At 53.8% G+C, this 12,933-nt stretch carries 15 protein-coding genes; 13 read left to right on the forward strand and 2 right to left on the reverse strand.

Annotated elements, in window-relative coordinates; all coding sequences use genetic code 11:
• The first annotated feature begins 325 nt into the window (after nucleotides 1-325).
• Nucleotides 326-964, forward strand: coding sequence for a DUF1007 family protein (locus OGV93_RS01580; RefSeq protein WP_279262830.1), 639 nt, complete (start codon nucleotides 326-328; stop codon nucleotides 962-964).
• Nucleotides 955-1,935 carry a nickel/cobalt transporter gene (locus OGV93_RS01585; RefSeq protein ID WP_287109317.1) on the forward strand — a complete coding sequence of 327 codons (981 nt, stop codon included), beginning with the start codon at nucleotides 955-957 and terminating at the stop codon, nucleotides 1,933-1,935. The genes OGV93_RS01580 and OGV93_RS01585 overlap by 10 nt, the downstream gene beginning before the upstream one ends.
• Before the next feature lie 83 nt (nucleotides 1,936-2,018).
• Here the strand turns inward: OGV93_RS01585 and suhB are convergent, their stop codons facing one another.
• On the reverse strand, nucleotides 2,019-2,822 hold the full coding sequence (gene suhB, locus OGV93_RS01590) for an inositol-1-monophosphatase (RefSeq protein WP_046275219.1): 804 nt from the start codon (nucleotides 2,820-2,822) through the stop codon (nucleotides 2,019-2,021).
• A 118-nt stretch (nucleotides 2,823-2,940) separates the two neighbouring features.
• On the opposite strand from suhB, the gene trmJ reads away from it, so the two are divergent.
• The 11 genes from trmJ (at nucleotide 2,941) to sseB (ending at nucleotide 11,749) form a co-directional block, all read left to right on the forward strand.
• A complete protein-coding gene (gene trmJ / locus OGV93_RS01595; RefSeq protein WP_016157139.1) occupies nucleotides 2,941-3,672 on the forward strand; it encodes a tRNA (cytosine(32)/uridine(32)-2'-O)-methyltransferase TrmJ in 732 nt (243 codons plus the stop codon).
• Between the two features lie 217 nt (nucleotides 3,673-3,889).
• The gene (iscR, locus tag OGV93_RS01600; protein WP_005120405.1) at nucleotides 3,890-4,381 is read left to right on the forward strand and encodes a Fe-S cluster assembly transcriptional regulator IscR; all 492 of its coding nucleotides are present in this window, start codon (nucleotides 3,890-3,892) and stop codon (nucleotides 4,379-4,381) included.
• Nucleotides 4,382-4,548: 167 nt separating this feature from the next.
• Nucleotides 4,549-5,763 (forward strand): cysteine desulfurase, encoded by a 1,215-nt coding sequence (iscS, locus tag OGV93_RS01605; protein ID WP_016154009.1) that lies wholly within the window; start codon nucleotides 4,549-4,551, stop codon nucleotides 5,761-5,763.
• A 25-nt stretch (nucleotides 5,764-5,788) separates the two neighbouring features.
• Complete coding sequence (iscU, locus tag OGV93_RS01610; RefSeq protein WP_002913991.1) at nucleotides 5,789-6,175, forward strand: Fe-S cluster assembly scaffold IscU; 387 nt, start codon at nucleotides 5,789-5,791, stop codon at nucleotides 6,173-6,175.
• 20 nt (nucleotides 6,176-6,195) lie between these two features.
• On the forward strand, nucleotides 6,196-6,519 hold the full coding sequence (gene iscA, locus OGV93_RS01615; RefSeq protein ID WP_003835203.1) for an iron-sulfur cluster assembly protein IscA: 324 nt from the start codon (nucleotides 6,196-6,198) through the stop codon (nucleotides 6,517-6,519).
• 108 nt (nucleotides 6,520-6,627) lie between these two features.
• Nucleotides 6,628-7,143 carry a co-chaperone HscB gene (gene hscB, locus OGV93_RS01620; protein WP_016154008.1) on the forward strand — a complete coding sequence of 172 codons (516 nt, stop codon included), beginning with the start codon at nucleotides 6,628-6,630 and terminating at the stop codon, nucleotides 7,141-7,143.
• 15 nt (nucleotides 7,144-7,158) lie between these two features.
• Nucleotides 7,159-9,009 carry a Fe-S protein assembly chaperone HscA gene (hscA, locus tag OGV93_RS01625; protein WP_287109318.1) on the forward strand — a complete coding sequence of 617 codons (1,851 nt, stop codon included), beginning with the start codon at nucleotides 7,159-7,161 and terminating at the stop codon, nucleotides 9,007-9,009.
• Nucleotide 9,010: 1 nt separating this feature from the next.
• The gene (gene fdx, locus OGV93_RS01630; protein WP_003037690.1) at nucleotides 9,011-9,346 is read left to right on the forward strand and encodes an ISC system 2Fe-2S type ferredoxin; all 336 of its coding nucleotides are present in this window, start codon (nucleotides 9,011-9,013) and stop codon (nucleotides 9,344-9,346) included.
• Between the two features lie 11 nt (nucleotides 9,347-9,357).
• Nucleotides 9,358-9,558 (forward strand): Fe-S cluster assembly protein IscX, encoded by a 201-nt coding sequence (gene iscX / locus OGV93_RS01635; protein ID WP_003037694.1) that lies wholly within the window; start codon nucleotides 9,358-9,360, stop codon nucleotides 9,556-9,558.
• 60 nt (nucleotides 9,559-9,618) lie between these two features.
• The gene (gene pepB, locus OGV93_RS01640) at nucleotides 9,619-10,902 is read left to right on the forward strand and encodes an aminopeptidase PepB (protein ID WP_016157137.1); all 1,284 of its coding nucleotides are present in this window, start codon (nucleotides 9,619-9,621) and stop codon (nucleotides 10,900-10,902) included.
• 70 nt (nucleotides 10,903-10,972) lie between these two features.
• A complete protein-coding gene (gene sseB / locus OGV93_RS01645; RefSeq protein ID WP_016157136.1) occupies nucleotides 10,973-11,749 on the forward strand; it encodes an enhanced serine sensitivity protein SseB in 777 nt (258 codons plus the stop codon).
• A 222-nt stretch (nucleotides 11,750-11,971) separates the two neighbouring features.
• Here the strand turns inward: sseB and sseA are convergent, their stop codons facing one another.
• Entirely contained in the window at nucleotides 11,972-12,823 is an 852-nt protein-coding gene (sseA, locus tag OGV93_RS01650; protein ID WP_016154005.1) for a 3-mercaptopyruvate sulfurtransferase, read from the reverse strand.
• Nucleotides 12,824-12,933 lie beyond the last annotated feature (110 nt).

Genomic DNA, 12,933 nt, shown 5'->3' on the forward strand with positions numbered 1-12,933 from the left:
TGCCCATTATTGTAATTTTATGGAAAATAAACGGTTAAATATTAGTTAAATTTGCACGGAAATACACTCAGGGATTTAAATTTAGTGTTAACAAAACATTAAAATGAAACCATAAATTAACAAATTGTTATCATTTTACTTAAGTTGTGGCGACGAAAAGGTATTTGGGAGGATGTTGCTGAAGAAGAAATTGTTGAAATTGAGAACTGAATCGATACCGGAAAAGGGGGCTCAACATTTTTTCGTTCAATGGTATCCTCAGCACACTTTCGCCAAACACGGCATCATTATTTGTGGCGGTGTAGATTTTTCTCGTGGAGAACTCATGCAAGGCGTTAAACGTATCATTATGACGTTGTTTCTCGCGATCCTGCCCTTTGGCGCAGGTGCGCATCCCCACAGCTTTATCCATTTGAAAACCGAGATAGTGAGCGAGAATGACCAGTTCGTCGCGCTAAAAATGCGCTGGACGATGGATGAAATCACCTCGGCAGATCTGCTTTACGATGCGGGAAATGCCAAACCTGGTGATGAGATCTGGAAAAAACTGGCGGCAGAAGTGATGGCCAACGTCCTCGGGCAGCACTATTTCACCGAAGTGTGGCACGACGGGAAAAAGGTAAAGTTTAAAAACAGGCCGACGGAATATGGCATGGAGCGTGAAGAACATCAGGCAGTGCTGACGTTCGTGTTGCCGCTGGCGGAAGCTCAGCCGCTGAGCGGTCAAAAATATACCATTTCAACCTTCGACCCCACCTACTACGTTGATATGAGCTATGACAAAGACAGCGATGCCTGGCTGGCGCAGGCCATAAGTCAGCAATGCCGTATTTCAGTACATACGCCGACGCCGAATGAACAAATGCTGAGCTTTGCGCAGTCGCTGGATAAAGAAGACGCACCGCCGGAGGATATGGAATTGGGTAAACAGTTTGCACAGACGGTGACGCTGCAATGTCCGTAGTTTATCAACAACGCGCCGCCAGACGCCGCTGGCTCACGCTATGGCCGCTGGCGGTGTTTTTACTGCTGGCTGCAGCCGGCATACTGTGGCTATGGCAGGCCTGGCCGCAGGTGATGATGAAGAGTGTCGTCTGGCAACGTGACGTTAACCAGCAGATGAGTGGTTTGCTGAAAGCCGTTGCCGCCAATCCGGCCCAGGCCGGGGGATCGCTGCTGCTGTTTAGTTTTCTCTATGGCGTGCTGCATGCGTTGGGACCAGGACATGGAAAAGTCGTCATTACCACCTGGCTGGCAACGCATCCCTCGAAGCTGAGATCGAGTATTGGCCTGACGCTGGCCTCATCTTTATTACAGGGACTGGTCGCCATCGGGCTGGTGGTTGTGGTGCTCACCATTTTGCAGTTGCCTGCACGACGGCTACATATGAGTAGTTTCTGGTTGGAGAAAGGGAGTTATGCGCTGGTTGGCGTGTTGGGCGTTTTATTGTGCGTCCGTGCGCTGAAGAAATTGCGCCAGTTGCTGCGTCGCCCGAAATTTATCGCCTTCACGCCGCACCATGTGCATCACGAGGGCTGTGGCTGTGGGCATCAGCATTTGCCTGATCCTGAACAGCTGCAAAGCGGTGATGACTGGCGCGCCCGGCTGATGATCGTTTTGTCTATGGGAATGCGGCCATGCTCCGGGGCAATTATGGTTTTACTGTTTAGCAAAGTGGTTGGCGTTTTTAGCTGGGGCATGGCGTCGGCGCTGGCGATGGCGGCCGGAACCTCTTTGACGATTACGTCACTGGCTTTGCTGGTACACAGTTTCCGCTCGCTGGCGGTGAGACTTAGCGGACATAAAGCGCCGGTGCTGTGGCGACAGATTGGCTGGACGACGCTGGCATTAGCCGGTGGTGCGGTGCTGATTGCTGCTGCGGTAGTGATGTGGGTGAGCGCGGTGCCGATGGGGCGAGGGATTAGACCGTTTTAATCAAAGCCGGATGGCGGCTTCGCCTTATCCGGCCTGTATCAACACGTGGCCCGGTAAGCATGACACCACCGGGCTGTACTGAATTAACGCTTCAGCGCGTCGCTCAGTTCGTCACGCATGTTAGCCAGCATGGCTTTCACTACGCGCGGATTACCTGCAACGATGTTGCCAGTCGCCATGTAGTTATGACCGCCGGTGAAGTCGCAAACCAGTGCGCCTGCTTCACGAGCAATCAGCTCACCTGCGGCGAAATCCCATGGTTTCAGACCGATTTCGAAGTAACCGTCAACACGTGCAGCGGCAACGTAAGCCAGATCCAGCGCAGCAGAACCTGTGCGGCGGAAGTCAGCGCACTCGGTAAACATCTTGCCAAGAATTTTCATGTAAGACGCGGCGTGCTGTTTCGCTTTGAACGGGAAACCGGTGGCGATGATGGTGCCGTCCAGATCGCGTGCGGTGCTGCCACGCAGACGGTAGCCGTTCAGCTGTGCGCCCTGGCCGCGGGTTGCGGTGAACAGTTCGTTACGCATTGGATCGTAAACAACGGCGACTTCAGTACGGCCTTTAATGCGTACTGCGATGGAAACCGCGAAGTGCGGCAGACGTTTTACGAAGTTGGTAGTGCCATCCAGTGGATCGATAACCCATTGAACATCCTGATCTTCACCAACATGCTCACCGCTTTCTTCGGTGATGATGGTGTGCTGTGGGTAAGATTTGCGAATTGTTTCGATAATAATCGCTTCGGCGGCTTTATCGACATTAGTCACGAAATCATTGCTGCCTTTCTGGCTGGTTTCTACAGAGTCTGGCGTTTCGTAGTGTTTGGCAATTACATTACCCGCCTTGCGCGCTGCGCGCACGGCGATGGTCAGCATCGGATGCATCGGTCTCTCTCACTGGATGTTAAAGAACGGGAAAACGGCGCAGAGTATAGCAGCGAGTTCGGAATATGTCTTCGTTTTATGATAATATGCCCGAATAATCTTTAGCCGAAGAAATACAATGCTGCAAAATATTCGAATCGTGCTGGTGGAAACCTCTCACACTGGCAACATGGGCTCTGTGGCCCGCGCAATGAAAACCATGGGTTTAACTAATCTGTGGCTGGTAAATCCACTGGTTAAACCGGACTCCCAGGCCATCGCCCTGGCGGCAGGTGCCAGCGATGTGATCGGCAGCGCGCAGATCGTCGATACTCTCGATGAAGCGCTGGCGGGTTGCAGCCTGGTGGTGGGTACCAGCGCGCGCTCCCGTACGCTGCCGTGGCCAATGCTGGATCCGCGTGAATGCGGTTTAAAAAGCGTCTCTGAAGCAACGAACTCGCCGGTGGCGCTGGTGTTTGGACGTGAACGCGTTGGCCTGACCAACGAAGAGCTGCAGAAGTGCCATTATCATGTCGCCATTGCCGCGAACCCGGAATACAGCTCGCTCAACCTGGCGATGGCGGTGCAGGTCATCTCTTATGAAGTTCGCATGGCCTGGCTGGCAACGCAGGAAAGCGACAAGACCGCAGAATACGAAGAAGCTGAGTATCCGCTGGTCGATGATTTAGAGCGTTTTTACGGTCATCTGGAACAAACGCTGCTGTCGACTGGGTTTATCCGCGAAGGACATCCGGGGCAGGTGATGAACAAGCTGCGCCGTCTGTTCACTCGTGCGCGTCCTGAGAGCCAGGAGCTGAACATTTTGCGCGGAATTTTAGCTTCTATAGAGCAGCAGAATAAAGGCAAGTAAGCGTTTTGATGCCGGATGGCTGCACGATTTCCAGGCCGGATTAGCGAAGCGCCATCCAGTAAGTGAAAATGGCACTGAAGGTTAAATACCTGACTAAATTAGTCAAGTAAATAGTTGACTGATTTAGTCGGGAATGTCAGACTTGCCCCTGCTATGCAATACCCCCATTTTACAATAAAAAACCCCGGGCAGGGGCGAGTTTGAGGCTAAGTAAGACATGAGACTGACATCAAAAGGGCGTTATGCCGTGACCGCAATGTTGGACGTTGCGCTCAACTCCGAAACGGGCCCGGTACCGTTGGCTGATATTTCTGAACGTCAGGGAATTTCCCTGTCATATCTGGAGCAGCTGTTTTCCCGTTTGCGTAAAAACGGTCTGGTTTCCAGCGTACGTGGACCAGGCGGCGGGTATCTGCTGGGTAAAGATGCCGGCAGCATCGCAGTAGGTGAAGTGATTAGCGCTGTTGACGAGTCTGTAGACGCGACCCGTTGCCAGGGCAAAGGCGGTTGTCAGGGCGGCGATAAATGCCTGACCCACGCGCTGTGGCGCGATCTGAGCGATCGTCTGACCGGTTTCCTCAACAACATTACGTTGGGCGAACTGGTGAATAATCAGGAAGTCCTGGATGTGTCTGGTCGCCAGCACACACATGACGCTCCACGCAGCACCCGCACGCAAGACGCTATCGACGTCAAACTGCGTGCCTAATAAAAATTACGCAATATCTTCTGGTTGCATCAAGGCAGCCAGAAAGATGAAGCGTAAAAAGTATTTCAGAATCAGGCCGGGGTGCCAGACGCCCCGTTAACTCGGTCGTACATCCAGCCGGTTGCCTGATTCCTTGCATTGAAGCGATGTACGGAGTTTATAGAGCAATGAAATTACCGATCTATCTCGACTACTCCGCAACCACGCCGGTGGACCCGCGTGTTGCCGAGAAAATGATGCAGTGTCTGACCCTGGACGGAAACTTTGGTAACCCAGCGTCTCGTTCACACCGTTTCGGCTGGCAGGCTGAAGAGGCGGTAGATATCGCCCGTAACCAGATTGCCGACCTCGTGGGCGCTGACCCGCGTGAAATCGTCTTTACTTCCGGTGCGACTGAATCCGATAACCTGGCGATTAAAGGTGCAGCCAACTTTTATCAGAAAAAAGGCAAGCACATCATCACCAGCAAAACCGAACACAAAGCCGTGCTGGACACCTGCCGTCAGCTGGAGCGCGAAGGGTTTGAAGTGACCTACCTCGCCCCGCAGCGTAACGGCATTATCGACCTGAAAGAACTTGAAGCGGCAATGCGTGACGACACCATTCTGGTCTCCATCATGCACGTTAACAACGAAATCGGCGTGGTACAGGATATCGCAACCATCGGCGAAATGTGCCGTGCCCGCGGTATCATCTATCACGTTGATGCGACTCAGAGCGTGGGCAAACTGCCTATCGATCTGAGCCAACTGAAAGTTGACCTGATGTCCTTCTCCGGCCACAAAATCTATGGTCCGAAAGGTATCGGCGCGCTGTACGTTCGTCGTAAACCGCGTATTCGTATTGAAGCGCAGATGCACGGCGGCGGTCACGAGCGCGGCATGCGTTCCGGTACGCTGCCTGTGCACCAGATAGTCGGGATGGGTGAAGCTTACCGTATCGCCAAAGAAGAGATGGAAACCGAGATGGCGCGCCTGCGCACTCTGCGTAACCGTCTGTGGAACGGCGTGAAAGATATGGAAGAGGTGTACCTCAATGGTGACCTCGAGCAGGGCGCGCCGAACATTCTCAACGTTAGCTTCAACTTTGTTGAAGGCGAGTCGCTGATTATGGCGCTGAAAGACCTGGCTGTGTCCTCCGGTTCTGCATGTACCTCTGCAAGCCTGGAGCCATCCTACGTGCTGCGCGCGCTGGGGATGACCGACGAGCTGGCACATAGCTCAATTCGTTTCTCTTTAGGTCGTTTCACTACCGAAGAAGAGATTGACTACGCCATCAATCTGGTTCGCAACTCCATCGGCCGCCTGCGCGACCTTTCCCCGCTGTGGGAAATGTTCAAACAGGGCGTGGATTTGAACAGTATTGAATGGTCACATCACTAATCGGTACCGATAAGGAGAATTCATCATGGCTTATAGCGAAAAAGTAATCGATCATTACGAGAATCCACGTAACGTGGGCTCTTTTGACAACAGCGACGAGAACGTGGGCAGCGGCATGGTGGGTGCACCGGCCTGTGGCGACGTGATGAAGTTGCAGATCAAAGTCAACAATGAGGGTATCATTGAAGACGCGCGTTTCAAGACTTACGGCTGCGGTTCCGCTATTGCCTCCAGCTCTCTGGTTACCGAATGGGTAAAAGGGAAATCTCTGGACGAAGCACAGGCGATCAAAAATACCGATATCGCCGACGAGCTTGAACTGCCACCGGTGAAAATTCACTGCTCTATTCTGGCTGAAGACGCGATTAAAGCCGCGATTGCGGATTACAAAAGCAAACGTGAAGCAAAATAATTAAGAGTTGAGGTTTTATTATGTCGATTACCTTAAGCGACAGTGCAGCAGCGCGTGTAAATACCTTCCTGGCAAACCGCGGTAAAGGGTTTGGTCTGCGTCTGGGCGTGAGAACCTCCGGCTGCTCAGGTATGGCTTATGTACTGGAATTTGTTGACGAGCCGGCGGCTGAAGATACCGTGTTTGAAGACAAAGGCGTAAAAGTCGTGATCGACGGTAAGAGCCTGCAATTCCTCGACGGTACGCAGTTAGACTTCGTCAAAGAAGGTCTGAACGAAGGGTTTAAGTTCACTAACCCGAACGTGAAAGACGAATGTGGATGCGGCGAAAGCTTCCACGTGTAACGCGCTTACTGATAACCCCACCGTGGTCGCCTGCGCGTGGGGTTTGTTTTACCTGACTCTCTGGTTTTGCCTCATCGAACAACAGAGAATCGATGCCCTGAGAATGTTATGGACTACTTCACCCTCTTTGGCTTACCGGCCCGTTATCAGCTCGATACTCAGGCGCTGAGCCTACGTTTTCAGGATCTGCAACGTCAGTATCATCCTGATAAATTCGCCAGCGGTTCTCAGGCGGAACAACTTGCTGCGGTTTCGCAGTCCGCCACTATCAACCAGGCCTGGCAAACGCTGCGTCATCCTTTGATGCGCGCCGAATACTTGTTGTCTTTACACGGCTTTGATATCCGCAGCGAGCAGCACACGGTGCGCGATACCGCGTTTCTGATGGAACAGCTGGAGCTGCGCGAAGAGCTGGACGAGATTGAACAGGCAAAAGACAATCAACGGCTGGATGCGTTTATGCAACGCGTCAGCGAAATGTACAACGTTCGCCATCAACTGATGGTGGAACAGCTGGATAGCGAGACGTGGGACGCAGCGGCAGATACCGTGCGTAAGCTGCGTTTTCTCGATAAACTGCGAAGCAGTGCAGAACAACTCGAAGAAAAACTGCTCGATTTTTAATTTCCGGAAGCGAAAATGGCCTTATTACAAATTAGTGAGCCTGGTCTGAGCGCCGCGCCGCACCAGCGTCGTCTGGCGGTCGGTATCGATTTAGGCACCACCAACTCCCTGGTTGCGACCGTACGCAGCGGCCAGGCCGAAACGCTGGCAGATCATGAAGGTCGCCACCTGTTGCCGTCAGTGGTTCACTATCAGCAGCAGGGCTACTCGGTCGGTTACGATGCCCGCGCCAATGCTGCGCTGGATACGGCAAACACCGTCAGCTCGGTAAAACGCATGATGGGCCGCTCTCTGGCGGATATCCAGGCGCGTTACCCGCATCTGCCTTATTCATTCCAGGCGAGCGAAAACGGCCTGCCGATGATTGAAACCGCTGCCGGTTTGCTTAATCCGGTGCGCGTATCCGCTGACATTCTGAAAGCGCTGGCCGCGCGGGCAACCGAATCGTTGTCCGGCGAACTGGATGGCGTAGTGATCACCGTTCCGGCTTACTTTGACGATGCACAGCGTCAGGGGACGAAAGACGCCGCGCGTCTGGCGGGCCTGCACGTATTGCGTCTGCTGAACGAACCGACCGCTGCGGCGATCGCTTATGGCCTGGATTCCGGTCAGGAAGGCGTGATCGCGGTCTATGACCTTGGTGGCGGTACTTTTGATATTTCTATTCTGCGCCTGAGTCGCGGCGTGTTCGAAGTGCTGGCGACCGGTGGTGATTCCGCGCTGGGCGGCGACGATTTTGACCATTTGCTGGCCGACTATATTCGCGAGCAGGCGGGCGTTGCCGATCGCAGCGATAACCGCGTACAGCGCGAACTGCTGGATGCCGCGATTGCAGCGAAAATCGCACTCAGCGACGCCGATTCTGTGACGGTTAACGTGGCGGGATGGCAGGGTGAAATCAACCGTGAAACCTTTAATGAACTCATTTCCGCACTGGTTAAACGTACGCTGCTGGCCTGCCGCCGTGCGCTGAAAGATGCGGGCGTTGAGCCGCAGGATGTGCTGGAAGTGGTAATGGTCGGTGGTTCAACGCGCGTGCCGCTGGTACGTGAACGCGTCGGTGAATTCTTTGGCCGTACGCCGCTGACCTCTATCGACCCGGACAAAGTGGTCGCTATCGGTGCGGCAATCCAGGCGGATATTCTGGTCGGGAATAAGCCGGACAGCGAAATGCTGCTGCTTGACGTTATCCCGCTGTCTCTGGGACTGGAAACCATGGGCGGTCTGGTGGAGAAAGTGATCCCGCGTAACACCACTATCCCGGTGGCGCGCGCGCAGGACTTCACCACGTTTAAAGATGGCCAAACCGCGATGTCCATTCACGTGATGCAAGGCGAGCGTGAGTTGGTGCAGGACTGTCGTTCACTGGCGCGTTTTGCGCTGCGCGGTATCCCGGCGTTGCCGGCAGGCGGCGCGCATATCCGCGTGACCTTCCAGGTCGATGCTGATGGGCTGCTGAGCGTCACCGCTATGGAGAAATCCACCGGCGTTGAGTCCTCGATTCAGGTCAAACCGTCCTACGGTCTGACCGACAGTGAAATCGCCTCCATGATTCAGGATTCGATGAGTTTTGCCGAGCAGGACGTTAAAGCTCGTATGCTGGCAGAACAGAAAGTCGAAGCGGCACGCGTACTGGAGAGTTTATCCGGTGCGCTGAACGCTGATGCCGCGCTGTTAAGCGCCGCAGAACGTCAGGCTATCGACACCGCCGCCGCGCACTTGGGCGAGGTAGCACAGGGTGACGATGTTGACGCGATAGAACAAGCCATTAAAAACGTAGACAAACAAACCCAGGAATTCGCCGCTCGCCGTATGGACAAATCCGTCCGTAGCGCGCTGAAAGGCCATTCCGTGGACGAGGTTTAATATGCCAAAGATTGTTATTTTGCCTCATCAGGATCTCTGTCCCGATGGCGCAGTTCTGGAAGCTGAGACCGGCGAAACCATTCTCGACGTTGCCCTGCGTAACGGTATCGAGATTGAACACGCCTGTGAAAAATCCTGTGCCTGCACGACCTGCCACTGCATCGTACGTGAAGGTTTTGATTCTTTGCCGGAAAGCACAGAAGAAGAAGACGACATGCTGGATAAAGCCTGGGGACTGGAGCCGGAGAGCCGTTTAAGCTGTCAGGCACGGGTAACCGAGGACGATTTAGTGGTCGAAATCCCACGTTACACAATCAATCATGCACGTGAGCATTAACAGAGGGTAGTATGGGACTGAAGTGGACCGATAGCCGCGAAATCGGCGAGGCGCTGTACGACGCGTTCCCCGATCTCGATCCCAAGACCGTTCGTTTCACCGATCTGCATCAATGGATCTGTGACCTGGAAGAGTTCGATGATGATCCACAGGCATCGAACGAAAAAATCCTTGAGGCCATTTTACTGGTCTGGCTGGACGAAGCCGAATAAGTCAACGGGCTGCCCACGGGTGGCCCGTTTTCCTGTATGCGCGAAATAAGGATAAATAAAATGACAGAAGCCATGAAAATTACGCTTTCCACGCAACCCGCTGACGCTCGCTGGGGTGAAAAGGCGACATACAGCATTAATAATGACGGTATTACCCTGCACCTGAACGGAAAAGATGATCTCAGCCTTATCCAGCGCGCCGCGCGTAAAATTGACGGCCTGGGTATTAAACATGTCCAACTGGATGGTGAAGGCTGGGATACCGAACGTAGCTGGGCGTTCTGGCAGGGTTACAAAGGACCAAAAGGCACCCGCAAAGTTGAGTGGGCCGCTCTGGACGAGGCGCAGCGCAAAGAGCTGGATAACCGTCTGAAGATTATTGACTGGGTGCGCGATACCATTAACGCACCTGCAGAAGAGCTGGGCCCGGAACAGCTGGCGCAACGCGCGGTAGACCTGCTGTGCGGCGTGGCCTGCGACAACGTCTCGTACCGTATCACCAAAGGTGAAGATCTGCGCGAGCAGAACTACATGGGGCTGCATACCGTGGGTCGAGGCTCTGAACGCCCGCCGGTGCTGCTGGCGCTGGATTACAACCCGACTGGCGACAAAGAAGCTCCAGTTTATGCCTGCCTGGTTGGCAAGGGAATTACCTTTGACTCCGGCGGATACAGCATCAAGCAAAGCGCATTTATGGACTCAATGAAGTCCGATATGGGCGGTGCGGCAACGGTCACCGGCGCGCTGGCTTTTGCCATCACCCGTGGCCTGAACAAGCGTGTGAAGCTGTATCTGTGCTGCGCGGATAACCTGATCAGCGGCAACGCCTTTAAGCTTGGCGATATCATTCACTATCGCAACGGTAAAAAAGTTGAAGTGATGAATACCGATGCTGAAGGGCGTCTGGTACTGGCCGATGGCCTGATCGATGCCAGCGCGCAAAAACCTGAATTGATCATTGATGCTGCCACGCTGACCGGCGCGGCGAAAACCGCACTGGGCAACGATTACCACGCGCTGTTTAGCTTTGATGACCAACTGGCCGCGCGTTTGTTGGCAAGTGCGGCTCAAGAAAACGAGCCGTTCTGGCGTTTGCCATTGGCAGAGTTCCACCGTAGCCAACTGCCGTCAAATTTTGCCGAGCTGAACAATACCGGCAGTGCGGCCTACCCGGCGGGTGCAAGCACCGCGGCGGGCTTCCTGTCCCATTTCGTGGAAAATTACCAGCAAGGCTGGCTGCACATCGATTGCTCTGCAACCTATCGCAAAGCGCCGGTTGAGCAGTGGTCTGCGGGCGCAACCGGTCTGGGTGTGCGCACCATCGCGAATCTGCTGACCGCATAATTCATGACTGTATTGCCGGATGGCGCTACGCTTATCCGGCTTACATGTATTCATCCAATTTGTGATACTTATGTCCGAAACAAAAAATGAATTAGAAACGTTGCTGGAGCAAGCAGCGACAGAGCCTGCGCATCGTCCGGCATTTTTCCGTACATTACTGGAATCCACCGTCTGGGTGCCGGGTACTGCCGCAGAAGGCGAGGCGGTAGTAGAAGACAGTGCCCTCGACCTTCAACACTGGGAAAAAGAAGACGGCACGACCGTGATCCCGTTCTTCACCTCCCTGGAAGCCCTGCAACAGGCGGTTGAAGATGAGCAAGCATTTGTCGTTATGCCGGTGCGTACGCTATTTGAAATGACGCTTGGCGAAACGCTCTTTCTCAACGCTAAACTGCCGACCGGCAAAGAGTTTATGCCGCGTGAAATCAGCCTGCTGATGGGGGAAGAGGGTAATCCGCTAAGCACCCAGGAAGTACTGGAAGGTGGTGAATCGCTGATCCTTTCTGAAGTCGCCGAACCTCCGGCGCAGATGATTGACTCACTGACCACGCTGTTTAAAACCATTAAGCCGGTAAAACGCGCATTTCTCTGCTCAATCAAAGAAAGTGCGGAAGCCCAGCCGAATCTGCTGATTGGTATTGAAGCTGAAGGTGATATTGAAGAGATCATCCATGCTGCGGGTAGCGTCGCGACCGATACGTTGCCGGGTGATGAACCCATTGATATCTGCCAGGTGAAGAAAGGTGAGAAGGGCGTGAGTCACTTTATCACTGAGCACATCGCACCGTTCTACGAACGCCGCTGGGGCGGTTTCCTGCGCGATTTCAAACAGAACCGGATTATCTGAGTGAAGGAAAGCCGCCACGAAGGATAATACCTCGCGCACTGAATAATTTTGCCGCTAACTCAGTTGGCTTTTTCTCCCTCAAAAGGGAGTATTAGTTCGCTACGATGAGCCTGCTTTGCTAAAGCAGCACAGCCTGCTGGAAAGGCCCCGAACCGGACTGGCACAAAAAAACCGCTCATTGAGCGGTTTTTTTGTGGGTGAAAAAGATGAGTAAATGAGAATTTATTGAGTCTCAGCCGGTTCTACCGGTAAATCGTTACGCGCGCCCCATTCGCTCCATGCGCCGTCATACAATGCGACGTTAGAAACGCCCAGCGTGGCAAGCGCCAGCACAACCACCGCCGCCGTGACGCCTGAGCCGCAGCTGGCGATAATGGGGCGGTCAAAGCTTACGCCATGGCTGAAGAAAATAGCATCCAGTTCGTCGGTAGTTTTCAGTTCACCGTCACGAACCAGCTCTGTCCACGGTACGTTAAGCGCACCAGGCACATGGCCACGCTTGAGGCCCGGACGCGGCTCGTCAACTTCGGCATTAAAACGCGCAGCCGGTCGGGCATCGACAATCTGCGCCGTTTTTTCATGACTGGCCAGCAGTACGTCGGTAACGCGCACAACCGCTTCAGGCGTAAATGCCACGTTAAATTCACCTTCCGGTAAATCCTCATTTCCTTCTTTGAGCATTAGCTCATCGCGCTGCCAGCCAGCCAGACCGCCCGCCAGAATGGAGACATTCTCGACACCAAATGTCCGCAGCATCCACCATGCGCGTGGCGCGGAAAACAGGTTGCCATCATCGTAGACAACCAGGTGTTTATCCTGATGAACGCCCAATTCGCGCATCGCTACGGCAAAGGCTTCCGGTCGCGGCATCATATGCGGTAGCGGTGACGTATGGTCGGAAAGCGCTTCAATATCAAAAAAGACTGCGCCAGGAATATGGCCCGCGCGATACTCCTCGCCAACATCGCGATCTTCCTGTCCTGGAGGTGCCATCCGGGCATCAAGAATTTGTATTTCCGGGTCGTCAATGTGTTCGGCAAGCCAGTCGGCAGCGACAAAAAAGGCGGTGGTCATAGGCATCTCCATTTTTACCAGGTATTGGCAAATTGTCGGATGTTTAGTGCAATGCGACAAGTAAAAGAGGCTGATTTGTCAGGCGAATCCACATTAATCACGAAAAATAG

The sequence above is a fragment of the Citrobacter sp. Cb031 genome, assembly GCF_030336725.1.
Lineage (GTDB): Bacteria > Pseudomonadota > Gammaproteobacteria > Enterobacterales > Enterobacteriaceae > Citrobacter > Citrobacter braakii.